The organism is Kribbella sp. NPDC058693 (assembly GCF_042715335.1).
In the GTDB taxonomy this organism is placed as follows: domain Bacteria; phylum Actinomycetota; class Actinomycetes; order Propionibacteriales; family Kribbellaceae; genus Kribbella; species Kribbella jiaozuonensis.
The window spans coordinates 1548756-1571985 of the sequence record NZ_JBHXSQ010000004.1 but is presented as its reverse complement, the minus strand read 5'-3'; the positions used below and the strand labels follow the sequence as shown (position 1 = coordinate 1571985).

The 23230-nt window shown below is 68.5% G+C and carries 23 protein-coding genes and 1 riboswitch; of the genes, 11 read left to right on the top strand and 12 right to left on the bottom strand.

Annotation, left to right across the window (positions count from 1 at the left end):
- The first annotated feature begins 97 nt into the window (after positions 1-97).
- The 4 genes from ACFWUU_RS33975 to ACFWUU_RS33960 all read left to right on the top strand — a co-directional run bounded on the left by ACFWUU_RS33975 (position 98) and on the right by ACFWUU_RS33960 (position 5366).
- On the top strand, positions 98-2119 hold the full coding sequence (locus tag ACFWUU_RS33975; protein ID WP_380181695.1) for a hypothetical protein: 2022 nt from the start codon (positions 98-100) through the stop codon (positions 2117-2119).
- 90 nt (positions 2120-2209) lie between these two features.
- Positions 2210-3475 (top strand): ABC transporter substrate-binding protein, encoded by a 1266-nt coding sequence (locus ACFWUU_RS33970; RefSeq protein WP_380181693.1) that lies wholly within the window; start codon positions 2210-2212, stop codon positions 3473-3475.
- Positions 3476-3678: 203 nt separating this feature from the next.
- Complete coding sequence (locus ACFWUU_RS33965; protein ID WP_137252697.1) at positions 3679-4494, top strand: carbohydrate ABC transporter permease; 816 nt, start codon at positions 3679-3681, stop codon at positions 4492-4494.
- Positions 4494-5366, top strand: a complete 873-nt coding sequence (locus tag ACFWUU_RS33960; RefSeq protein WP_380181691.1) for a carbohydrate ABC transporter permease — start codon at positions 4494-4496, stop codon at positions 5364-5366. Before ACFWUU_RS33965 ends, ACFWUU_RS33960 begins: the two co-directional genes overlap by 1 nt.
- A 3-nt stretch (positions 5367-5369) precedes the next feature.
- On the opposite strand, the gene ACFWUU_RS33955 is transcribed toward ACFWUU_RS33960, so the two are convergent.
- A complete protein-coding gene (locus tag ACFWUU_RS33955) occupies positions 5370-5840 on the bottom strand; it encodes a hypothetical protein (RefSeq protein WP_380181689.1) in 471 nt (156 codons plus the stop codon).
- Positions 5841-5851: 11 nt separating this feature from the next.
- A complete protein-coding gene (locus ACFWUU_RS33950; RefSeq protein ID WP_380181687.1) occupies positions 5852-6934 on the bottom strand; it encodes a hypothetical protein in 1083 nt (360 codons plus the stop codon).
- 473 nt (positions 6935-7407) lie between these two features.
- On the opposite strand from ACFWUU_RS33950, the gene ACFWUU_RS33945 reads away from it, so the two are divergent.
- Positions 7408-8430, top strand: coding sequence for an AI-2E family transporter (locus tag ACFWUU_RS33945; RefSeq protein ID WP_380181685.1), 1023 nt, complete (start codon positions 7408-7410; stop codon positions 8428-8430).
- Here the strand turns inward: ACFWUU_RS33945 and ACFWUU_RS33940 are convergent.
- On the bottom strand, positions 8392-9360 hold the full coding sequence (locus ACFWUU_RS33940; protein ID WP_380181682.1) for an LLM class flavin-dependent oxidoreductase: 969 nt from the start codon (positions 9358-9360) through the stop codon (positions 8392-8394). The two genes, ACFWUU_RS33945 and ACFWUU_RS33940, sit on opposite strands and share 39 nt — an antisense overlap.
- 95 nt (positions 9361-9455) lie before the next feature.
- On the opposite strand from ACFWUU_RS33940, the gene ACFWUU_RS33935 reads away from it, so the two are divergent.
- From ACFWUU_RS33935 to ACFWUU_RS33925, 3 genes are all read left to right on the top strand, one after another.
- Positions 9456-10580 carry a mandelate racemase/muconate lactonizing enzyme family protein gene (locus ACFWUU_RS33935; RefSeq protein WP_137252691.1) on the top strand — a complete coding sequence of 375 codons (1125 nt, stop codon included), beginning with the start codon at positions 9456-9458 and terminating at the stop codon, positions 10578-10580.
- A 20-nt stretch (positions 10581-10600) separates the two neighbouring features.
- Positions 10601-11551 (top strand): dihydrodipicolinate synthase family protein, encoded by a 951-nt coding sequence (locus tag ACFWUU_RS33930; RefSeq protein WP_380181680.1) that lies wholly within the window; start codon positions 10601-10603, stop codon positions 11549-11551.
- Between the two features lie 226 nt (positions 11552-11777).
- Entirely contained in the window at positions 11778-13001 is a 1224-nt protein-coding gene (locus ACFWUU_RS33925) for a hypothetical protein (protein WP_380181678.1), read from the top strand.
- A 3-nt stretch (positions 13002-13004) separates the two neighbouring features.
- On the opposite strand, the gene ACFWUU_RS33920 is transcribed toward ACFWUU_RS33925, so the two are convergent.
- The 6 genes from ACFWUU_RS33920 to ACFWUU_RS33895 form a co-directional block, all read right to left on the bottom strand.
- Entirely contained in the window at positions 13005-14003 is a 999-nt protein-coding gene (locus ACFWUU_RS33920) for a zinc-dependent alcohol dehydrogenase family protein (protein ID WP_380181676.1), read from the bottom strand.
- 13 nt (positions 14004-14016) lie between these two features.
- Positions 14017-14397 carry a VOC family protein gene (locus ACFWUU_RS33915; RefSeq protein WP_380181674.1) on the bottom strand — a complete coding sequence of 127 codons (381 nt, stop codon included), beginning with the start codon at positions 14395-14397 and terminating at the stop codon, positions 14017-14019.
- A gap of 46 nt (positions 14398-14443) precedes the next feature.
- Positions 14444-14719: a ubiquitin-like small modifier protein 1 gene (locus ACFWUU_RS33910; RefSeq protein ID WP_371407189.1), complete on the bottom strand. Its 276-nt coding sequence runs from the start codon at positions 14717-14719 to the stop codon at positions 14444-14446.
- A complete protein-coding gene (thrC, locus tag ACFWUU_RS33905) occupies positions 14716-15975 on the bottom strand; it encodes a threonine synthase (protein WP_137252685.1) in 1260 nt (419 codons plus the stop codon). The genes ACFWUU_RS33910 and thrC overlap by 4 nt, the downstream gene beginning before the upstream one ends.
- A gap of 13 nt (positions 15976-15988) precedes the next feature.
- Positions 15989-16132: riboswitch (SAM riboswitch) on the bottom strand.
- Positions 16133-16214: 82 nt separating this feature from the next.
- Positions 16215-17462, bottom strand: a complete 1248-nt coding sequence (locus tag ACFWUU_RS33900) for a cation:proton antiporter (protein WP_380181672.1) — start codon at positions 17460-17462, stop codon at positions 16215-16217.
- A gap of 21 nt (positions 17463-17483) precedes the next feature.
- Entirely contained in the window at positions 17484-18431 is a 948-nt protein-coding gene (locus ACFWUU_RS33895) for a DNA-3-methyladenine glycosylase family protein (RefSeq protein WP_380181670.1), read from the bottom strand.
- 47 nt (positions 18432-18478) lie between these two features.
- Between ACFWUU_RS33895 and ACFWUU_RS33890 the strand changes: the two genes are divergently transcribed.
- Positions 18479-18946 (top strand): hypothetical protein, encoded by a 468-nt coding sequence (locus tag ACFWUU_RS33890; protein WP_380181668.1) that lies wholly within the window; start codon positions 18479-18481, stop codon positions 18944-18946.
- On the opposite strand, the gene otsB is transcribed toward ACFWUU_RS33890, so the two are convergent.
- Genes otsB through ACFWUU_RS33875 form a run of 3 tightly spaced genes read right to left on the bottom strand, consistent with a single transcriptional unit; the run spans position 18912 to position 20679 of the window.
- Positions 18912-19745 carry a trehalose-phosphatase gene (otsB, locus tag ACFWUU_RS33885; RefSeq protein ID WP_380181666.1) on the bottom strand — a complete coding sequence of 278 codons (834 nt, stop codon included), beginning with the start codon at positions 19743-19745 and terminating at the stop codon, positions 18912-18914. The two genes, ACFWUU_RS33890 and otsB, sit on opposite strands and share 35 nt — an antisense overlap.
- Positions 19742-20368 carry a LytR C-terminal domain-containing protein gene (locus tag ACFWUU_RS33880; protein WP_380181664.1) on the bottom strand — a complete coding sequence of 209 codons (627 nt, stop codon included), beginning with the start codon at positions 20366-20368 and terminating at the stop codon, positions 19742-19744. Before ACFWUU_RS33880 ends, otsB begins: the two co-directional genes overlap by 4 nt.
- A 2-nt stretch (positions 20369-20370) precedes the next feature.
- Positions 20371-20679, bottom strand: coding sequence for a DUF3263 domain-containing protein (locus ACFWUU_RS33875; protein WP_137252679.1), 309 nt, complete (start codon positions 20677-20679; stop codon positions 20371-20373).
- 148 nt (positions 20680-20827) lie between these two features.
- Here ACFWUU_RS33875 and ACFWUU_RS33870 point away from each other — a divergent pair, with 148 nt between their 5' ends.
- Together ACFWUU_RS33870 and ACFWUU_RS33865 are read left to right on the top strand one after the other, a co-directional pair.
- Positions 20828-22231: an amidase gene (locus ACFWUU_RS33870; protein ID WP_380181662.1), complete on the top strand. Its 1404-nt coding sequence runs from the start codon at positions 20828-20830 to the stop codon at positions 22229-22231.
- Entirely contained in the window at positions 22222-23223 is a 1002-nt protein-coding gene (locus ACFWUU_RS33865; RefSeq protein WP_380181660.1) for a Gfo/Idh/MocA family protein, read from the top strand. The genes ACFWUU_RS33870 and ACFWUU_RS33865 overlap by 10 nt, the downstream gene beginning before the upstream one ends.
- The last annotated feature ends 7 nt before the right edge of the window (positions 23224-23230 follow it).

Sequence of the window (23230 nt, the reverse complement as noted above, 5' to 3'; positions counted from 1 at the left end):
CCAGTAGTGGCAAATTGTCCCGAAACGTTGACTTCGCGATGCGGTCAGAGCTTCACTTTCGGACAGGACCGTAAATACGGCACCCCGGAGGCATCGCATGCGATCAGCCCGCTCGCTCATCGCGGTGGCACTCGCCGCCGTACTCGTCACGACTCTGACCACTCCCGCTGCCGAGGCAGGTCATCAGCCGCCGACAGCGACCCTGACCTCGTTGGGCGTCCCGCTGTCCGACGTACTCCTGATCGGCGGTACGGTCGCGCCCGGCCCGAACGGCAAGACCGCGATCTGGAACGTGTCCAGCGGCAGCCCGGCGTACCTGAACGCCATCGACCCGGCCACCGGCGACAGCCTGCTGTCCGCGGCGCTGCCCGGCGCCGACGGCAGCTACGCGGTCGCGGCCGCGCCGGACGGCACGATCTATGCCGGCACGTACAACAACGGCCATCTCTATCGGTTGAAGCCTGGCGCGACCACCGCCGAGGACCTGGGTCGGCCATTGGCGGCCGAGACGTTCATCCTGCGGATCACCGTCGACGAGCAGGGCAACGTGTACGGCGGGACCTACCCGCACGGGCGGGTGTTCAGCTACGACCACGCGACCGGCGCCGTACGCGACTACGGCACGATCAAGGCCGGCCAGGGGTACGTGAAGAGCATCGACTACGCGAACGGCAAGCTCTACACCGGCACCGAGCCGGACGCGTACTTCCAGGAGGTCGACGTGGCCAGCGGCGCGGTCACCGAGATCCCGGCACCGCCCACGATGGGCGATCCGAAGGACAAGGTCGTCTACGACCTCAACGTCCGCGGCGGCCGCGTCTACACCCGGGTCAGCACGGCGTTCCCCGGCCCGATGTACGTGTGGGACATCGCGTCGCGGACCTGGGTCGACGAGATCGCGAACGAGCACGGCCTGGACATCTCGCCGATCGGCGCGGACGGTTCGCTGTACATGATCCAGGCGAGTGAGCTGAAGAAGTACGACCCGGCCACCAAGACGCTGACCGGGACCGGCCTGACCTTCACCGGCCGGATCCAGAACGCCCGCTCGATCGGGTACGCCGACCTGAACCTGCCGGACTACCCGGGCACCAGCGTCGTCGGCACGCTGTGGCGCGGCGAGGAGTTCCGGTACAACCCGCAGACCGGGAAGTCCGAGATCTTCCAGACCAAGGTACGGCGCGAGCCGATCGAGATCCTGTCCGTCGCCGGCGGCAAGAACAACATCTACGCCGGCGGGTTCCTCAACGGCGGCGTGTCGGTCGTCAACCCGGACACCGGCGCGGCGACGTTCAACCGGTTCTCCCAGGTCGAGGCGCTGATGGAGGGCTCGGACGGCAAGGTCTGGGTCGGCGCCTATCCGGAGGCCCGCCTCTACTCATATGACACGTCGAAGCCGTGGAGCAGTCCGGAGTACTCCCCCGGACCGCCCGGTACGCCGGACAACCCGGTCCAGGCGCTCAACCTGAAGCCGGACCTGTTCCAGACCCGCGCCCGCGCGCTGGCCGAGGTGAACGGCAATATCGCGGTCGGCACCGTCCCGGACGGCGACCGGCTCGGCGGCGCGCTGGTCATCTACGACCCGAAGACCGGTACGGCGGAGAAGTACCGCAACGTCGTACAGGACGAGTCGGTCTTCGGGCTGACCGCGAACTGCGGCATCGTGTACGGCGGCACGTCGATCGCCGGCGGGCTGACCACCACACCGCCGACCCGGGAAGCGGGCACAGTATTCGCGTGGGACGTGGCCAAGAAGAAGAAGCTCTGGGAAACCGTGCCGGTGCCAGGCGCGGCGACGGTCTCGTCGGTCACGATCGGCCCGGACGGGCTGCTCTGGGGCGTGGCCGGCAAGACGGTGTTCGCGCTGGCCCCGGACAGCGGCAAGCTGAAGAAGTCCTTCACGCTCGGTACGACGACCTCGAGCGGGGACATCGTGTCCACGCGGGAGGCGGTGTACGTGAGCATCGACCTGAACAAGATCTACCGGATCGAGCCCGGGAAGAAGGCCGTCCCGACGCTGTTCGTCGAGCACGCGCACCGGCGGCTCGGGGTCCGGGGAGACCACCAACTGCTGATGACGAGCGGTTCCGAGCTGTTCCGGATTGATATCAGCCGTTGACAGCAGAATTTCACCCCGGCTACTTTCGGTCCTGACCGTTATTCGCCGCAACTACTTCCGGCCCTGACTTCCGGACACCCTGGGGGTGCGATGAAATCGACCGTCCGCCGCATCGCGGCACCACTCACGGCGCTCGTTCTCGCCGCCGCGCTCAGTTCCTGCGGCGGAGGCGACTCGGGCTCCTCGGACTCGAAGAAGAGCGTCACGCTCTGGATGTACCCGGTGATCGCCGACCAGGCGGCCAGCGACACCTACTGGAAGAAGGTCGAGACCGACTTCGAGGCGGCGAACTCCGGGATCGACCTGAAGATCGAGGCGCAGCCGTGGGCGAACCGGGAGGAGAAGGTCGCGGCGGCGTTCTCGGGCAAGAAGGGCCCGGACGTCCTGCTGATGATCCCGGACCAGATCCCGCAGTACGTGAAGAGCGGCTCGCTGGAGCCGGTCGACGACGTGGTCGAGCCGGAGAAGGACAAGTTCCTGCCGGCCGCGATCCCCGGCCTTACCGTCGAGGGCAAGGTGTACGGCGTACCGATCTATCACACGGTCACGACGACGATGTACAACAAGACGGTCCTGACCAAGGCCGGGATCGCGAAGCCACCGGAGACCTGGGACGAGATCAAGGCGGCCGCTCCGAAGCTGAAGGCAGCCGGGTTCTCGACGCTGGACTACTCGGCCTCGCCGGAGGCGACGCTGAACCTGAACTTCTACCCGCTGCTGTGGCAGGCGGGCGGGAAGGTGTTCGCCGACGACGGCAAGTCGGTGACGTTCAACCAGGCTCCGGGGCTGGAGGCGCTGACGTTCCTCAAGTCGCTGTGGGACCAGGGCGCGATCCCGAAGACCGCGCTGACCGCGGGCAACGTGGTCGCCGACTCGCCGTTCGGCAAGGGTCAGGTCGCGATGGCGATGACGAGCGTGCCGGCCGACGTGGCGACGGTCACGAAGACCTGGGGCGCGGGGAATGTCGAGATCGGCTCACCGCTGACCGGGAAGAAGCAGGTCGGGTACGGGATCCCGGGTGGTCTGGTGCTGAACGCGGCGTCGGACAACGTCGACGCGTCGAAGAAGTTCCTGTCGTTCATGGAGCAGTCGGCGCAGCTGGACGGGCTGAGCAAGGCGTCCGGGTTCTACTCGCCGCGGAACGACGCCAAGTCCGAGTCGACGGACGCGACCGTGGCGAAGTTCCACGACGCGCTGCAGTACGCCGTACCGGGTGAGGCGAACCCGTCGGCGCGCCAGATCATGTCGATGCTGAGCACCGAGATCCAGGCGGTGCTGACCGGCAAGAAGCAGCCCCAGCAGGCCCTCGACGACGCCGCCAAGCAGGCCAACGACCTCCTGTCGAGACAACGTTGACGGAGGCACGCCAGGTGCCGGGCACGGGTCGGGCGGGACCCGTGCCCGGTCAGCCGGTGCAGTCGGTCGCCGCCGGCGATACCTCCCCCGACCCCCGCAGCTTCGGCTCACGCCTCCACTCCGCCTTTTCGCGGTCCGCCTCGCCCGCAGGGCGGGGCGGACCGCGCCGTCGACCATGGGTGGGGCTGCTGTTTGTTGCGCCGATGCTGCTGCTGTTCTTGGTGTTCCGGTTCCTGCCGGCGATCGGCGCGTTTCTGCTGTCCTTGACCGACTACCGGATCAGCGGCAAGTGGGACTTCATTGCCCTCGACAACTACACGCGGTTGTTGTCGGACAAGGTGTTCCACGAGGCGCTGCTCGTCACCGTCACCTACACGGTGATCTTCGTGCCCCTGACGGTCCTGCTCTCGCTCGGCACCGCAGTACTGCTCCATCAAGTCGTGTGGAAGCGCGGGTTCTTCCGGGGCGTCTTCTTCCTCCCGTACGTGACCAGCATCGTGCTCGCCGCGGTCATCTGGAAGTGGATCTACGACGCCCAGGACGGCCTACTGAACGCAGTACTCGGGCTGGTCAGCATCGGCCCGATCGACTTCCTCAGCCAGTCCAGCACGGTGCTCCCGTCGATCGCGGTCACCTCGGCCTGGAAGGGCTTCGGGTACTCGATGCTGATCCTGCTCGCGGGCCTGCAGGCGGTGCCGAAGTCGTACCTCGAGGCGGCGATGATCGACGGCGCCGGGACGTGGCAGCGGTTCCGGTACGTGACGCTGCCGCAGCTGCGTCCGGTGCTGTTCTTCGTGCTGGTGATCGAGACGATCGGGTCGTTCCAGGTCTTCGACGCGATGTACGTGATGACCGGCGGCGGGCCGGTGCGGTCCAGCTACTCGCTCGTGTACTTCCTGTACGACAGCGGTTTCAAGTTCTTCGACTTCGGTTACGCCAGCGCGATCGGTCTGGTGCTGTTCCTGATCGTGCTGATCGTCTCGCTCGTACAGCGCCGGCTCGTCGGGAGGGACGACTGATGGTCAACGTGCTCGAACGCCCGCCGGTGCGGGCTGTCAGCGAGACCAAGGCGGTCGGACGGCGTACGGCGGCCCGCTTGACGCTACCGACGTTGCTGACGCTGACCGCAATCGTGACGATCGTGCCGTTCGCGGCGATGGTGCTGGTCGCGTTCGCGCCGCCGAGTGGGCGGACGTTTCCGGATGCGCTGAATCCGTCGAACTTCACGCTGCAGAACTTCTCACGGGTGCTGTCGAGCTCGGACATCCCGCGGTGGACGGTCAACTCGCTGCTCTACTCGCTGATCTCGGTGGTCTGCGTGCTGCTGTTCGCGTCGATGGCGGGGTACGCGTTCGCGAAGAAGAAGTTCCCGGGGCGGGAGATCATGTTCTGGGCGTTCCTGGCGACGCTGATGGTCCCGTTCCAGGCGACGCTGATTCCGTCGTACATCCTGGTCTCACGGCTCGACTGGGTGGACAGCTATTGGGGGCTGATCGTCCCCACGCTGGCGAACTCGCAGGCGGTGTTCCTGATGCGGCAGTTCATCATGCAGCTGCCCGACGAGCTCTTCGAAGCCGCGGAGATCGACGGGGCGTCCGAGTGGCGCATCTTCACCATGATCGTCGTACCGCTGATCCGTCCGGTGCTGGCGACGCTCGGGATCTTCGTCTTCCTCTGGCACTGGAACGACTTCCTCTGGCCGCTGGTCATCGGCCAGTCCGGCAAGATGCAAACCCTCACCGTCGGCCTCGCCACCCTCCAAACCCAAGCCGTCCCCATCAACCAGGTCATGGCCGGCGCCACCATCACAGTCGTCCCCAGCCTCCTGGTCTTCGGCCTCCTCCAGCGCTACCTCACCGACTCCATAGCCATGTCCGGCCTGAAAGCCTGAGCCTCACGGCTTGGGCTTGTTGAGCATTTGGTGGAGTTCGTCGCCGTGGACTGTCAGGGCCCAGATGATGAGGACGTCTATGGCGATGGTGATGGTGGACCAGATGGGGTAGGCGGACAGGAAGGCCATGTTGAGGATGAGGCTGGCGATGGCGACGATGACGCCGACGACCCGGCCCCAGACGCGGCCGTTGAGGAGGGCTATGCCGGAGATCAGGACGAAGACGGCTACGCCGAGGTGGATCCAGCCCCAGTTGTCGTAGGCGAGGTGGATCGCCAGGCGGCGTGGGCGGACCAGGAAGTACGTGTCGTCGAAGATCGCGACGAAGCCCTGGAACGCGTGGATCATGCCGAGCACGATCATCATCACGCCGGCGAACAGGATCCAGCCGACCCAGCGGCTCGGCCACTCCGGCACCTCGACCTCGCCGGGCCGTCGATGGGTACCGCCAGGGGTTTCGTCGGGCTCCGGCATGGTGCTCTCCTTCAGCTCGCGGCCTTGGTCGCCGCAGTGGCGCGGTACTCGCTGACCGGGTGGTAGCGGTCGTAGAGCATCGTCAGCGTGGTCACCAGGAAGACGAAGAACAGCGTGTCCGGCAGCGACAGGTCTCCGTTCCCCCGCGTCAGCAGCAGGTCCGCAACGAAGACCAGCGCGATGTTGATCGCCAGCAGGACGACGAACGAGAACGTCGCCGAGTCCCACCCGTACCCGCGCCGCGCGCTCCACAGCCCGATCGCGGAGTTCAGGACGACGAAGAACGCGATACCCAGGAAGAGCCTGAGGTCGCTGGTCTCCACGCCGGGCAGCACCCGCCCGTAGATCACACTGGTCAGCCCGATCAGCACGATCTTCTCGAACGCCGCCCAGTCGAACACCCGGTTGTGCGCCGCGCGGTACGCCATCCGCTCGCTCGCCTCGTCCATCTCTTCGGGCAGCGGGTCGGCGCTCAGCCGCAACGTCCAGTCGGGCGGCCGGAGCCGCGGCCGTACGACGAACCACACGACCGCCGCGAGTGCCAGCAACGCCACGATCAGCGCGGGGAGGAACCACGGCACGTCGCGGATCGTGTCGGTCAGATCCAGCTTCAGGATGTGGATCCAGGTCTCCTGCGGCAGCTTGATGAAGATCCAGATCCCGGCCGCGACCTTGACCCAGAACCGGAACCCGTAGCGGTTCGGGTTCCGCCGGGCGCGCACACCCTCGTACGCGATGAAGAAGTACTCGAACGTGTTCGGGAACACCAGCAGCAGGAACCGCAGACCGGTCAGCTCGAACAGCACCACGCCGACCTGGCGGTAGAAGAACAGGAACCTGCTGATCTTGACCGCCGCCGGGTTGGTCCAGTTGCGCAGGCTCGCGAGGTAGGCGATCGACAGGTAGAACACGTCCATCGCCTTGTCGTAGCTCTGGTAGTTCGGCGGGTCGACGCCGAAGAGCTGGAAGATCGTCTGGTCGACCCCGTCCAGGAGCAGACAGGCGATGATCGCGGGCAACGGATACTTCAGGATGAAGAACGGCAGTATGAAGCGCGCCAGTACGACGGCCCAGAACACCACCTGGACGTCCATCCGCCACCCCCATCCCGTCCGACTCAGGCTACGACCGGAACCGTCTCGAGGGCCTCACCTCAACCCGGGGGTTTCCGATCGGCACGATCCGGGGGGTCATCCAGGGCGGATGACGCGGGCCGGGGCTCATCCGGGGGTGGGCGGTGGCCGACCGGGTCTGCGGCACCGGCGGGACCGGCTCACCCTTTAGGTACGACGCCCGCTGCCGCCTCCTCCGACACGCGTGATGCCGCCTGACCGGATGTCCGACATGTTCGAACCCCTGGTCCGACGCGGAGGAGAGCGACACCATGCCCAACTCCCCCGAGACTCCACCACCACCCGCCCCGGCCACGCCCGCCCCCTCGCCAACCAGCCCACCTGCGGCTGAACCCTCCCCTCAACCGCCGCAGGCGGAAGCTGCTGCTGGCTCGCACGAACCGCCGCCGGAGGGGGCCACGGCGGGCTCGTGGTCGCTTCCGCGGGGTGTCGTGGTGCTGCTGGGGACTGCCGGCGCGATCATCACCGCCGGCGGGCTGCACGGGTTCTCCAGCATCGCCGGGCCGGTGTTCCTCGCGTTGATCCTCACCATCGCGGTCAGCCCGCTCCGCCGGTTCCTGATCCGGCGCGGCGTCCGCAGCTGGATCGCCGCCCTGGTCGCCCTCGTCGTGGTGATCTCTCTCCTGCTCGGCCTCGCCGCCGCCCTGGCCCTTTCGCTCGCCCGGCTCGCGACGCTGCTTCCGACGTACCAGGACACCTTCGGCCAGCTCATCAACGACGTACGCGTCTGGCTGGCGCACCGCGGCATCGGCAACCAGGAGATCCAGCGCGTACTGCAGGCGCTCGACCTCGGCAAGGCGCTCGGGATCCTTCAGACCTGGCTGACCAAGCTGCTCGGAGTGTTCTCCGACCTCGGCTTCATCATCATCCTGCTGTTCTTCATGGGCATGGACGCCAACGGCTTCACCGCACGCCTGACCGAGGCCGCGAAACACCGCCCCGGAATCGCCCGCGCCCTCACCAGCTTCGCCCGCGGTACGACGCGCTACCTCGTCGTCTCCACCATCTTCGGCCTGATCGTCGCCGTGGTGGACGTCGGCGTGCTCTACCTGCTCAGCATCCCGCTGCCGTGGCTGTGGGGCCTGCTCGCGTTCATCACCAACTACATCCCGAACATCGGCTTCATCATCGGCGTCGTCCCGCCGGCGCTGCTCGGCCTGCTCGACAACGGCTGGACCACGCTCCTGTGGGTGATCATCGCGTACTGCGTGATCAACTTCGTCTTCCAGTCGATCATCCAACCCAAGATCGTCGGCGACGCGGTCGGTATGTCGACCACCCTGACGTTCCTGTCCCTGGTCTTCTGGGGCTGGGTCCTGGGCCCGCTGGGGGCAATCCTCGCCATCCCCCTCTCCCTGCTGGCCAAGGCCCTGCTCCTGGACGCAGACCCGTCCACCCGCTGGGTGAACGGCCTGATCTCAAGCAACGACGGCCCCAAAGGACTCGATGGCTCGTAGCGCGTCTGCCTGCGACATACCCGGCGGCTGGATGCGCAGGATGATCCCGTCGGCGCCCATCTCCTCGTAGTACGCCAGCCGTTCAGCGCACTCGGCGCGCGAGCCGATCACACTGCGGTCGACGATGTCGTCCCAGCCCTGGGTGTACCGGCTGACATCCGTCGACGTCCGTTTCCACCCGGTGTAGGCGTCGTACAGGTCCCGCAACGGCTCCTCGAGTGCCGCCCGGGCGTCCTGCGACGTGGGAGCGCAGTACCCCTCCCGGCACAGGATGACCTCCTGCCCCAGCGTCCCCTCACCGCGGCGATACGACAGGTACTCCGCGATCTTCGCCGGCAGGTCCGCGTCCAGCTCGTTGAACGACGTCGTCCAGCCGTCGCACATCCGGGCGGTCCGCTCCAGCACCGCGGACACCCGCCCGCCGTTCCAGATCCGCGGCCGCGGCGACTGCACCGGGCGCGGCGAGAGGTACGCGTCCTGGATGCTCGTGAACTTCCCGTCGTACGTGACCTCGTCCGACGTCCACAGCCGCGTGAGGATCTCCAGCCCCTCCTCGAACCGCGCGACCCGCTCGGACTGCGTCACGCCGTACAGCGCGAACTCCTCCGGCCGGTACCCGAGCACGAACCCCGCCGTCAGCCGCCCGCCGGACAGTACGTCGATATGCGCCAGCGTCTCGGCCAGTACGACGGGGTCGTACAGCGGCGCCACGATCCCCGCCGTCGCGATCCCGATCCGGGAGGTGTGCGCGGCCAGCCACGTCATCGAGGTGAGGATCTCGTGGTACCCGGGCCGGTGCAGGTGCCGTTCGCCGAGCACGACCCACTCGAACCCGGCCTGCTCGGCCAGCTTCGCCTGCTCGACCGCGTCGGCCAACCGGGGCCGCTCGTCCGGGGTGCCGTAGAGGTTCAGATAGAGACCCAGCCGCATCGGGGTGCCACCTTCCGTTGACAGAGAGCGCTCAGGGTATTTACGGTCTTGACCGTAAATGCTTTCCGCTCAGATTGCGACCCTAGGAGCCGGTTATGAGTCTTGCAGCACAACCGGCGGGGTTGCCGGACGGGGCATCGGCGGCGTCCGGGCCGATCAGCGCGATCAAGACCCGCGTGGTCAGCGCGCCGTACCGCCGCCCGTTCCAGATCAGCAGCGGGATCAGCACCGAGCTCATCAGCCTGGTCGTCGAGGTGCACACCGCCGACGGGGCCGTCGGGATCGGCGAGACCTCACCGATGACGGCGTACACCGGTGAGACGCTGGCCGGCGTACAGGCCGCGATCGAGGAACACCTCGCCCCGGCGCTGGTGGGTCGCGACCCGCTCGACCGAGCCGGTGCGCACGTGGTGATGGACGCCGTGCTGCGGGGTCAGCAGGTCGCCAAGTCGGGCCTCGACATCGCGCTGTACGACCTGGCCGGTCGCCTGAGCGGCTGGCCGGTCCACACCATCCTCGGCGGCAGCGTCCGCGACCGCGTCCAGACCACGTGGGTCGTCGGGCTCGGCACGCTCGACGAGATGGCCGCAGAGGCAGCGGAGTACGCCGATCGCGGGTTCATGCACCTGAAGGTCAAGGGCGGCCAGGACCCGGCCAAGGACCTCGAGCTGATCCGGGCCGTCCGCGCTGCGATCCCCGACGACGCCGAGCTGTGCCTGGACGCCAACGAGGGGTACGACGCGACCACAGCCCTCCCGTACCTCGCCAAGATGAGCGCCGCCGGTCTGACCCTGCTGGAGCAGCCACTGCCCCGCTGGGACCTGGCTGGGCTGGTGCGGCTGCGCGAGCGCCTCGACGTACGCGTGATGGTCGACGAGAGCATGCACTCGCTGCACGACGCCATGGAGATCGCACGGCGCGGTGCGGCCGACGTACTCAACATCAAGATCCTCAAGGTCGGCGGACTCCACCGTGCGCTGCAGATCGCCAACGTGGCCGAGGCTGCCGGGCTGGCGGTGAAGGTAGGCTCGATGCCGGAGCTGGGCGTGGCCACGCTGGCCGCCGTACACCTGGCCGCCGCCGTGCCCGGTGCGACCGTCGCGGCCGACCTGGTGGGGCCGCTGATGGTCACCGAGGACCCGCTGGCGCCGAGTGTGTTCGCCGACTGCGACGGCTGGATCGACGTACCGCAGGGGCCCGGTCTCGGGCACTCCGTCTGACGCTGTCTGAGAGGTCTCTGATGCACCCACTCGTAGAGCGACTGCGCGGCACACTGCTTCCCGCTGTGGTCACACCGATGGACTCCGACGGTGTCGTCGCGTACGACGCTCTGACCGCGTACGCCGGTGCGCTGACGACCCAGTCCGTGGGCGGGATCGCGGTGTGGGCGCACACCGGGCGCGGGCTGTACCTGTCGCCCGGCGACCGCGCCAAGGTGCTGGAGACGTGGCGGCAGGCCACCGACGTACCGATCGTGGCGGGTGTCGGCGTACCTCGCTCTGCCGAGGTGTCCGGGCTGCAGGAGGCGGCCGATGCGACGGTGGAGATGGCGCTGGCCGCTGCAGCGGGTGGAGCGGATGCGGTGATGGTCTATCCGCTGGCGGCGCTCGGCGACCTGCCGGACGGGGACGCGCAGGCGGTGGCATTGCACGAGCGGGTGGCCGCGGAGAGCGGGCTGCCGCTGGTCGGGTTCTACCTGCACGGCGAGGCGGGCGGGTACCCGTACTCGCCTTCGCTGATCAAGGACCTGCTGTCGTTGCCGTCCATGCTCGGGGTGAAGACGGCGACGCTGGACCGGGCCATCGGCTGCCAGGACGCGATCTGGGCCGGGCGTGGCAGCGGCAAGCTGCTGATCACCGGCGAGGACCGCATGTACGGGCCGTCGTTCATGTGGGGCGCGGACACGGCGCTCGTCGGGATCGCGTCCGCCCAGGTGGAGCTGTCGGCCGCCGTACTGCGTGCTTGGACCGCCGGTGACCACTCCGGGTTCCTGACCGCGTCGGACCGGCTGGACCGGTTCGCGGCGGCGACGTTCTACGCACCGATCGAGGGGTACGTGCAGCGGATGCTGTGGGCAGCCGAATGGGAGGGCCTGGTGCCGGCCGAGGCCGCGCACGATCCCTACGGTCCTGACCTGCCGCCGGGCGAACGCGACCTGGTGATCCGCTGCCTCGAGGAGCTCCACGCCTAGCACGGGCAGTGGGGTGGCGCGCTCCCTCCTTCGCTCCACCACACCGCCGCCGTCGCGGGCCGCCTCAGGGGGTGGCGGCAATTGTGGTCTTGACCGAAACTAAGAGAGCTAGACCTGAACGTCAAGAGCCCGGGGCTCTGCTGCGCTATTCTGCGAGTTGAGGGCCAGACCAGAAGTCGTCGGAGGATGCCGTGCGGATCAGCTCAGCTTCGGGGCCGGTGTCCTGATGGCGCTCACGGTCGGCGTGGTCGGACCGGAGGATCTGGTCCAGCGCGTGACCGCGGTCGGCGCCCCGAGCGGGACCGCCCTCCTCCCGCTGGCCTACCGGCACGAGACCGAAGCCGTCGAGCTGGTCGAGCAGGCGCATTCCGACGTCGACGCGTTCCTGTTCACCGGCGTCGTCCCGTACACGATCGCCACCGAGGCCGGGGTGATCGACCGGCCGGCGATGTACGTCTCGTACGACGGCGCGACGCTGCTGCGGGCGCTGGTCGAGCTGCTGCGGCTCGGGCACAACGTCACGCAGTTCTCGATCGACACGCTGCGGCGGTCCGAGGTGATCGAGACGCTGATCGAGGCGAAGCTGCCGACGGAGCACATCCACGTGCTGCCGTACCGGCCCGGGCTGACGTCGGACGACATCGTCGAGTTCCACCGGACCGCACGCGAGAAGCACGACACAAAGGTCGCGATCAGCTGCCTGGGTTCGGCATTCCACCTGATCGAGAACGAGATGCCGTCGGTGCGGCTCGCGCCGTCGCGGTACTCGATCCGCTCTACTTTGCAGGCTTTGGTGCTGACGACGACCGGCCAGCACGTCGGCGATGCGCAGGTCGCGCTTGGGGTGATCGATCTACCAGAACCGGACGACGCCCTCGCCGCCGACCTCATCACGCTGGGCGGCAGCCTGGCCGCTCTCCCCGACGGCCGGCATCTGGTCGTCACCACACGCGGGCTGCTGGAGCAGGCGACCGAGCAGTTCTCCCGGATGCCTCTACTCGATCACCTTGCAGCTAGGCACACCACGGCGTACGTCGGCTTCGGCGTCGGACGCACCGCCGCCGAAGCTGAGGCCCTCGCCCGCCGAGCCGTCAGCCGAGCCGCGTCGATCGGATCGGTCGCCGGTGTCGTCTCGATGTCCGACGACGTAGAGATCGTCATCGAACCATCCGGCGAACAGCCGACCACGGCCCGCGGCACCGAAAGCCTCCCCCTGCTCGCGCGCCGAGTAGGCCTCAACACCCAAACCCTCGCCCGCATGCGCGAACTCACCGCCATCCTCCCCGACGGCCTCACCACCCAAGACGTAGCCGACCACCTGGCCGTCCAACTCCGCACCGCCCGCCGAGTCCTCAAACGCCTCGAACGCGCCGGCCTGGCCGCCCCCACCGGCACCCAACAACACGGCCGCACCGGCCGCCCACCCACGGTCTACCTGATCCGCCTGTAGCACTCAGTTCGGTTGGATGACCGTCACGCCGGCAGGTGTGCCGTCGGAGAGTGCTGCCAGTGCGGCGGGGGTTTCGTCGAGGGTGATCGTGCGAGTGATCAGGCTCGACGGGCTTAGCTTGCCTGCAGCAACCAGTTCGAGCATCTCCGGATAAGCGTGGGCAGGCATGCCGTGGCTGCCCAGCCACGACAGTTCCTGCCCGATGAGGCGACCGACATCCAGGGAAACGCCGGACGGGAGCAGACCGATCTGGACATGCCGTCCGCGCGGACGCAGGACCCGGAGAGCCTGCTGGACGATCTCGTTCGACCCCAGGGCGTCGATGGTGACACGCACTCCGTCAAAGTCCGCGACCGTCGACGCCGCGTGCGCCGCGCCGTACTGAACTGCCAGCTTCAGAGCCTCAGGGTTTGTGTCGACGGCGATGACCTCGGCGCCGAGCGCGGCGGCGATCATGACTGCGGAGAGGCCCACGCCGCCGCAGCCGAAGATGGCTACGCGTTCGCCGGGGCGGACCTTGGCGATCTGGTGGACGGCGCGGAAGGCGGTGGCGAAGCGGCAGCCGAGGCCGGCGGCGGTGGTGAAGGCCATGTCGTCGGGGAGGCGGACGAGGTTGACGGAGGCGTACGGGACGGCGACGTACTCGGCGAAGGAGCCCCAGTAGTTGAAGCCGGGCTGGAGCTGGTTCGGGCAGACCTGTTGGTTGCCTTCCAGGCACTGCTCGCAGACGCCGCACGCGCAGATGAACGGCGTCGTGACGCGATCGCCGACCTCCCAGCCCGTCACCCCGGCGCCCACCGCCGCGATCGTCCCGGCCAACTCGTGGCCCGGTACGTGCGGCAGGACGATGTCGGAGTCGTGGCCCATCCACCCGTGCCAGTCACTGCGGCACAGCCCGGTCGCCTCGACCTTCAGGACGACCGCACCCTCCGCCGGCTCGGGCCGCGGAACCTCTCGTACGACGGGCAGAACGCCGTACTCCTCGATGACGACAGCGCGCATCAAGGCATCGTAGTCAGCCGACGCAGAACTCGTTGCCCTCGGGATCGAGCATCACGATGTGGCCGAGTACGTCGGGGCCGTAGAACTCCTCGCGGACCTGGGTCGCGCCGAGACCCACGAGCTCCGAAGCCTTGGTGCGCATGCGCTCGGCCGTCACGTCGTCGCGGGTCGGGCCTGCCACCCGGATGTCGATGTGGAACCGGTTCTTCGAGGTCTTGGGCTCGGGCACCCGGAGGAACCCGATCGCCGGTCCGACATCGTCGGGGTCCACGATCGAGGCTCCCTCCGGATCCTCGTACCCGGGCTCCTGCACATAATCCAGCGCAGCTGCCCAGAACTCCGCCAGCCGCTTCGGGTCGGCGGCATCCGCGCCGATCGTCCAGTTCGTCGCCATGCAGGTGACGCTAGCGCCGATTCCGGACGATCAACGACCGGAAAGCTCAGCCGCCGGCGACCGCCGGGATGATCGAGACCTGGCCGCCGTCCTTGATCGCGGTCTGCAGGCCGTCGGCGAAGCGTACGTCGTCATCGTCGACGTACACGTTCACGAATCGGCGCAGTTCGCCCGCCTCGTCCAGGACGCGGCCCTTGATCCCCGGGTACGACGCGTCCAGCGAGTCGAGCACCTCGGTCAGCGTCGAGCCCTCCGCGGAGACCTCGGACACGCCCTGCGTGTACGGACGCAGGATGGTCGGAACCCGAACGCTCACACTCACTGCAGGCCTGCCTTCACGAAGGCGTCGTACGACGCGGGGATGGTCACCTTGGGGCCGACCCGGTCGGCCACGGCGTCGAGCGTCTTCAGCCCGTCGCCGGAGTTGATGATCACGGTCTCGGCCTCGGGGTCGAGCTGGCCGGTCGCGATCAGCTTTTTCAGCGTCGCGACGGTCACGCCACCCGCGGTCTCGGCGAAGACGCCTTCGGTCCGGGCCAGCAGCTGGATGCCCTCGATGACCTCTTCGTCGCTCACGTCCTCGATCGCGCCACCGGTACGGCGGGCGACGTCGAGGACGTACGGTCCGTCCGCCGGGTTACCGATCGCCAGCGACTTCGCGATCGTGTCCGGCTTCACCGGCTTGACCACGTCGTACCCGTCGCGGAACGCCTGCGAGACCGGGGAGCAGCCGGTCGCCTGTGCGCCGTACACCTTGTAGTCGGTGGCGTCGACCAGGCCGAGCTTGCCGAGCTCGGTGAAGCCCTTGTCGATCTTGGTCAGCTGCGAGCCGGACGCGACCGGGATCACGATCTGCTCCGGCAGCCGCCAGCCGAGCTGCTCGGCGATCTCGAAGGCCAGCGTCTTGGAGCCTTCGGAGTAGTACGGGCGGACGTTGACGTTGACGAATGCCCAGCCCTCCTCCTCGCCGGCGATCTCGGAGGCCAGCTTGTTCACGTCGTCGTAGTTGCCCTCGACGGCGACCAGCGTCCCGCCGTACACGGCGGTGGTGATCACCTTCGGGCGCTCGAGGTCGTGCGGGATGAACACGACCGAGCGGATGCCGGCCCGGGCGGCGGCCGCGGCGACGGCGTTGGCCAGGTTGCCGGTGGAGGGGCAGGCGAAGACCTTCATGCCCAGCTCGCGGGTCGCGCTCAGCGCGGAGGCGACCACCCGGTCCTTGAAGGAGTGGGTCGGGTTGCCGGAGTCGTCCTTCACCCAGAGCTTGCGGAGGCCGAGCTCGCGGGCGAGGTTCTTTGCGTCGATGAGCCGGGTGTAGCCGGGCTCGGTGTTCGGGTAGCTGGCCACGTCGACGGGGACGGGCAGCAGCGGCTGGTAGCGCCAGATGTTCTTGGGTCCGGCCTCGATCTGCTCGCGGGTGATCGTCGGGTACTCGTATCCGACCTCGAGCGGACCGAAGCACTCCATACAGGCGTAGAACGGGCCGAGCGGCGACTTCGCCCCACAGGCGCGACAGCTCAGGTGCGTACCGTTGCCGAAGGCACCTTCACGGATCGTGTGGGTGGCGGTCTGGCTCATGAGTGAGGTTCCCCTCTCATCTTCCCCGCGAACACCGGATCTCGGCGGCGGGACGGATTTGGCACCGTTCCACCGCGAGACGCCCCGGGCGGGGGCTCGACGGGGAGGGTTGCCGGGACTTCAACGGGCCGTTTCCCTCAGTCCCTCTGGATGAGCTGCCCCCGAGATTACCCAATCGGGTCCATATTGTGTCTTGTGATCCCACCATGCGAGACCGCCGATCTCAGCCGCGACCACGCTCAGGCGGCGGCGTCCCGGCGTACGTCGAGCATCCGCATCAGCGGCGTCACCGCGACACCGTGGACGACCACACTCAGTACGACGGTGAACCCGACCGTCGCCCACAACCACGGTAGGTCGGTGCCGAAGTCGGATCCGGCGTACGCCAGGTAGAACACCGAACCGACCCCGCGGATCCCGAAAGCAGCCGTCACCCAGCGCTCGGACCGCCCCAGCGGCGTCCCCGCCAGCGCGACCCACGCGGTCAGCGGACGGATCACCAAGACCAGCAGCAGTCCCAGCGCGACACCGGCGAAGCTCAGCGGCCGGAGCAGCCCGGCGGTGATCGCCGAGCCGAGGAGCAGCAGGATGCCCCAGGTCAGGATGTGTTCGAGCTGCTCGACGAACCCGTGCAGGTCCTCGTGGAAGTCGTGATGCCGCTCGGCCGCGCGCAGTGTCAGCGCGGCGATGAACACGGCGACGAAGCCATACCCGTGCAGCACCTGTGCGAGCCCGTAGACACCCAGCGTCATCGCAAGTGCCAGTACAGGCTCACGCGCGTCGGCCAACCGGAAGGTCCGCGAGGGCGCGGAGAACGCCATCTTGCCGAGCAACCACCCAACACCGAGCCCGACCAGCACACCAATCACAGTCCGCCCGATCAGATCCCAGGCGAACCACTCGAGCGCCCAGTGACCCAACGCACCCTTGGTAGCCCCAAAGACCGCCGCATAGACGAACGGAAACGCCAGACCGTCGTTCAGCCCGGCCTCCGACGTCAGCGCGAACCGGACCTCGTCGTCCTCCTCCGGCTCGGCGTCCGCGCCAGTCGACGGCCCCTGCACCTGCACGTCCGACGCGAGGACCGGATCGGTCGGAGCGAGTACGGCGCCGAGCAGCAACGCGGTCGCCGGCGCCAGCCCGAGCAGCCAGCCCGCACCGGCGACGGCCGCGATACAGGCCGGCATCGCGACCAGCAGAAGCCGCCACGTCACCTTCCAGCGGTGCCACCCGATCGGGCGGTCGATCGCCAGACCGACGCCCATCAACGCGACCAGGATCGTCAGCTCGGCGAGGTGCTCGGTGAGACCCGGCTCGACGATCGGACTGAGGTGGGATTTGTCGACCGCGAGCCCGAGGAGCACGCCCGCGCCGAGGAAGCCGATCGGTGCGGAGACGGCGTACCGGCGGAGCAGCCGCGGCAGGACCGCGCCGAGCAACAGCGCCAGGCCCGCCACGAGATACAGGCCGTCGCCGTTGATCTTCATGATGCGGTCCCGGTGCCCGGGCTAACGCAGCCGATGCGTCGCGCCGGGCGTGTGGGTCGGCAGCGCCTTGCGCGGGCCGTAGCGCGGATGACGGATCCCGGCCATCTCCAACAGCCTCTGCACCCGGAACCGGTGACCGCGGTACGGCTCGATCAGCTCGGCGCAGCCGTCGTCGTCGAGCTCCTCGCCGATCAGCGCGTACGAAACGTCGCGCGACACGTGATAGTCCGCGAACGAGAACGCATCCGCGTCACCATGCGCCCGCTGCCGTACCTCGGCCGCCGTCCAAACGCCAACCCCCGGCAGCGACCGCAGCCGCCGCTCGATCTCGGCCGAGTCGGTCAGGTCGAGCGTCCGTTCCAGCGCCTTGGCCCGGGTCGCCGCCGTCAGCACCACCCTCGAACGTCGGCCTTCGACGCCGGCGCGCAACCATTGCCACGACGGGATCAGCCGCCAGTCCTCCGGCGCCGGCGGCACGAACAGCATCCGCCCGTCCGGACCACCCGGACCCGGCGCGCGTTCGCCGTACTCACGCAGCAGCACCCGCCACCCGCGGAACGCCTCCTTGCCGGTGACGACCTGCTCGATCCCCGCGGCCGCCATCGCCTCGAACACGGCCCGCGTCCGCGGCACCCGCACATCCGGGAACCGCCGCGCCGCATCCACCAACGCAGGATGCTCCGGCAGCGGCTCGAACCCGTCCCAGCTGTCCTTGTCCCCCAACAACTCCGGCACCCCGTCGAGCGCCCACGAAGCCCCGGCTCCCCACGCCTCGGCCTCGACCTCCGACCCGTACGGCGTCAATCGCAGCAGCACCGGCCCCTCCGGCGTCCGGGTAGCCCGCCACACCGTCCGTCGCATCGGATCGAACACGTACGCCGGATCGCCCGGCCCCTTCCGCAACCCCCCGATCACCGAATGCGGATCCACCACGCGCCCCGCTCGCCAGACCCGCACCACCGAACTCACCCGCCAAGTCTTACCCACCCCACCGACAGAACCCCATACTGGGCGACATGACGGCCTGGCAGTGGGTCAAGGTGGTGGGGAACTTCCTCAATCTGTCCACGCTGGCCGGCGCCTTCGTCGGCGTCCTGGGGCGGGCGACGTTCACCCGCGGCCCGCGCGGTCTGTACTTCGCCAACGGCTACAAGCTCGGCTTCCCCGTCGCCGGTGCGTTCACGATCGGGAACGTCGTCCTCAGCAAGCACAACCGCTCGTACTTCGACGACGCGGCGCTGGTGCGGCACGAGGAGCGGCACTCCTGGCAGTACTTCTGCCTGATCGGGTTGCCGATGTTGCCGTTGTACGTCGTGGGCGTGGTGATCTCGTTCCTGCTGACCGGTGATCCGGCGTCGCGGAACCCGTTCGAGCGGCTCGCCAACCTGAAGGAGGGCGGGTACGTCGAACGGCCGATCCAGCCGCTCGGGAAGACCGTGACGCAGGCGTTCAGCGTGCTGAGATCGCGTCCGAAAGGGCCGTGAGGACGGTCACCACACCGCTCGGGTCGTCGACGACGATGTCCGCGGCCTCGATCAGCTCGGTCGCGTTCGACGACCGCGTCGCCAGCAGTACTGCGTTCAGCCCGTGCTCGCGCTCTTCCGAGATCGCGCGGAACGCGGCGAGATCGCCCAGGTCGTCCCCGGCGTACAGGATCGAGCGCGCGCCGGTCGACTCGATCAGGCTGCGGATCGCGACGCCCTTGTCGATGCCGGGCGGTCGCAGTTCAAGGACGAGGTTGCCGGGTTCCAGCCGCAGCTCGGTCTCCTCGGCCAGTGCGGTCAGCGGCCCGCGCAGGAGCTCGAAAGCCCCGGTCGGATCGTCCAGCCGGCGCGTGTGCACAGCCAGCGAGCTCTCCTTGTCCTCCACGAACGCATCCGGTAAGCCGACCTCGGTCAGCAGCTCCGGCAGCCGGCCGCGAGCCGTCGCCACTCCTACCGGCACCGGGGAGGTCGTGACCTTGCCGGTCGCAGCGTCCCACCGCTCCAGCCCGTAGTGGCCGAGCACAACGAGCTCGCCGAGTCCGGGGTGAGCACTCACCCCCGACAGCTCCGTCGCCACCAAGGCGGGGCGGCCGGTCACGATGGCTACCTGGCCGACCGAGCGGGCCAGCCGGGCCAGCGCATCCAGTGCACCCTCGGCTGGCCGGGACAGTGCGGGGTCCTCGACGAGCGGAGAGAGCACACCGTCGAAGTCGGACGCGATCACCGCAGTGGCCGGATCGGCGACGATGGCTGCCCAGCCGGCAAGCCCGGCGTCGGTCTGGATGACCGGAGTACTCATCCGGCGTAGTCCGAGGTGAGGATCACGGTCAGGCGATCCTTCTTCATGTTGTCCAACGCGCCCTTGCTCCGGCCGACGCCGATGTCGTGCGCGAGCTGGTTCGCGGCCTCGAGCATGCCCGGCGGGTAGTAGACCGTGCTCTCGGCGACCTTGCCGTGCCAGTTGTCGGGCGAGCCGGCCACCGTCCAGCCCGCCTGCCGCGCACGGCCCGCGACCTCGTCGGCGAGACCCTTGCGCGGGGTGTTGTTGTACACCTCGATCGCCGGCCGCTCCTCCACCGGAATCGTCACCGGCTGGGTCTTGGGCGGCTGCGAGGTCGGCTCAACAGGAGGCTCGGTCGACGAGGGTGCGCTCGTCGGCACCTTGGACGGCGTGACCTCCGGCGGCGTCGTGGTCTCCGTCGACGGCCTCGGGATGCTGGCGGCGATCGTCGACGGCCCGGAGGACGGTTTGGCCGACGGCTTGCTGCTCGGCTTGGACGCAGCGCCGGACGGCTCGTCGGCCTTGCTGTCGTGCCCCCGGGTCCCGAACAGCACCAGCAGACCGGCCACGATCGCGACGACCGCGGCCACGGCGACGAGTGAGGACAAGACTTGCCCCCGGTCGCCACGTGGGCGGGACATGGTCAGACCTCGATGCCCAGTCGGCGTGCGGAGCGGGCGCGCTGGCGGGCGGCGCGGAGGCGGCGCAGGCGCTTGACCAGCAGCGGGTCGTGCGCGAGGGCCTCGGGCCGGTCGATGAGCGCGTTGAGGACCTGGTAGTACCGGGTCGCCGACATCTGGAACTGGTCCCGGATCGCCTGCTCCTTCGCGCCGGCGTACTTCCACCAGTGGCGCTCGAAGGCGAGGATCTGCCCGTCCCTCTCGGAGAGTCCGGCAATGGCCGGCGGCGCAGCTTCGGCGGGGCCGGATGAGCTGGCGTTGGCGCTGTCCATCTGCTGCTGACTCCTGTGCGGTCGGTGATCGTCCGTCCGCGCTCCACTGTACGTGTTGAACAACAGCGATGTCATTCACCCGTGACACGACACGGAGCGTGTCGTCGGCGGACGGCCGGGCGTCACCAACTCTGGCAGGATCATTCGCGTGAGCTCAACTCTTTCCAGCGTGGCGCTGGTGGAGGAGCTGCAGGCGCGGATCCGTGAGGTGGATCCGCTGGTCAACGCCATCTGCACGCCCAACCCCGCCGCTCTCACCGAAGCCGCCCGTCTCGACACCGAGCGTGACAACGGGCGCGTGCGCGGCCCGCTGCACGGCGTACCGGTCCTGGTCAAGGACAACATCGACACCGCCGACCTGCCGACCACGGCCGGTTCGCTGGCGCTGGCCGACCAGCCACCGCCGCCCGACGACGCCCCGCTGGTACGGCGGCTCCGCGACGCCGGCTGCGTGATCCTCGGCAAGACCAACCTGAGCGAGTGGGCCAACTTCCGCGGCTCGGCCTCCTCCTCCGGCTGGAGCGCGTACGGCGGCCTCACGCGCAACCCGTACGCCCTGAACCGCTCCGCAGGCGGCTCCTCATCCGGCTCCGGCGCCGCAGTCGCCGCCGGACTGGCGGACTACGCGATCGGCACCGAGACCAACGGCTCGATCGTCTGCCCGGCCGCACTGAACGGCATCGTCGGTCTGAAGCCCACCGTCGGGCTGATCCCGCAGCAGGGCATCGTCCCGATCTCGCACTCCCAGGACACCGCCGGTCCGATGACCAGGACCGTCACCCAGGCCGCCGCGCTGCTGTCGGTCCTCACTGGCAGCCAGGTCGACTACACCGAGCACTGCCGAGGCACGGACCTCAGCAACGTGCGCATCGGCGTACCGCGTGGACCGCTCTGGGGCTACTCGACCGGGCTGGACGAGGTCACCGAACACGCGCTGGAGATCCTCAGCAGCTGCGGGGCGACTCTGGTCGACCACCTGTCCCTGCCGACGCCAGGTGGCGATGAGGACCAGCTGCAGGTGCTGGCGCACGAGCTGAAGGTCGACCTGGCGGCGTACCTGGCCACTCGGGTCCCCGGCGGCCCGCGCACGCTGGACGACCTGATTGCTTTCAACAAGGAACATGCGGACGTAGAGCTGCAGTGGTTCGGGCAGGAGCTGTTCGAGCGGGCAGCCACCACAGAGGGCCTGAGCTCCCCGGTGTACGTCGCCGCGCGCCTGACCGCGCTCCGTGCCGGGCGGGACGGCATCGACGACCTGCTCCGCGACAACCAGCTCGACGCGCTGGTCAGTCCGTCGTACTCACCGGCCTGGGCGATCGACCTGGTGAACGGCGATCACGTCCTCGGCGGCTCGTCCTCGCACGCCGCACTGGCCGGCTATCCGCTGCTCTCGATGCCGTCCGGGATGGTGTCCGGACTGCCGGTCGGGATCACGTTCAGCGGTACGGCGCGGAGTGAGGTCACGCTCATTCGCTTGGCTCACGCGTTCGAAACCGCGAGAATCGCTGCAGACGGACCGTTCCCGACCCCGGAGTTAACCCAGTGGGTATAGATCGCGTCAGATGGGGCATCGTTGCTACTGGCAACATCTCGACCCAGTTCACGCAGGATCTGGGGCTACTGCCCGATGACGCCGTCGCGACCGCGGTCGCGTCCAGGTCGCAGGACAGCGCGGACCGGTTCGCGGCCGAGTTCGGCATCCCGAACGCGTACGACGACTACCACAAGCTGATCGATTCCGGTGACCTCGACGTCATCTACATCGGTACACCGCATCCGCAGCACTACGCGATCGCACGGACCGCGTTGCAGGCCGGCGTCGCCGTACTGTGCGAAAAGCCCGTCACGCTGACGGCGAAGCAGGCCCGGGATCTCATCGCGGTCGCGGCCGAGCACAAGACCCTGTTCGCCGAGGCGATGTGGATGCGGACCAACCCCGTCATCCAGTCGGTCTTCAACGATCTGGCGAGCGGCGTGATCGGCGAACCGCAGCAGGTCGTTGCGGACTTCGCGTTCTACAAAGACTCGCTGCCGTCACGGCTGCTCGACCCGGCCCTCGGCGGCGGCTCGCTGATGGACGGCGGCATCTACCCGATGACGTTCGCCTACATGGCCCTGGGCCGTCCGGCCGAGCTGAAGGCTGTCGGCTCGCTCAACGAGGACGGCGTCGACCTGAACGTCGCCATGGCCTGGCGGTACGACTCGGGCGCGGTCGCCGCGCTCACCTGTGGTCTGCGCTCGCAGAACCCGTGGGTCGCCTCGATCAGCGGTCCGGAGGGCAGTCTGCAGTTGCCGCACCGCTTCCACCACCCCGAGTACTACGTGCGCACGACCGCTGCCGGAGCGGAGCGGATCGACGTACCGACGCATGGACGTGGGTACCACTATGAGGCAGGCGCAGTGATCGATGCGCTGCGTGCGGGGGCGCTCGAAGTACCGGCGTTACCTCATGCCGCCACCCTCGAGATTCTCGACCTGCTCGACGAGACCCGGAGCCAGATCGGGGTCCGTTACCCCGGTGACGACGACGACCTGAGTGGATGACGCTGAA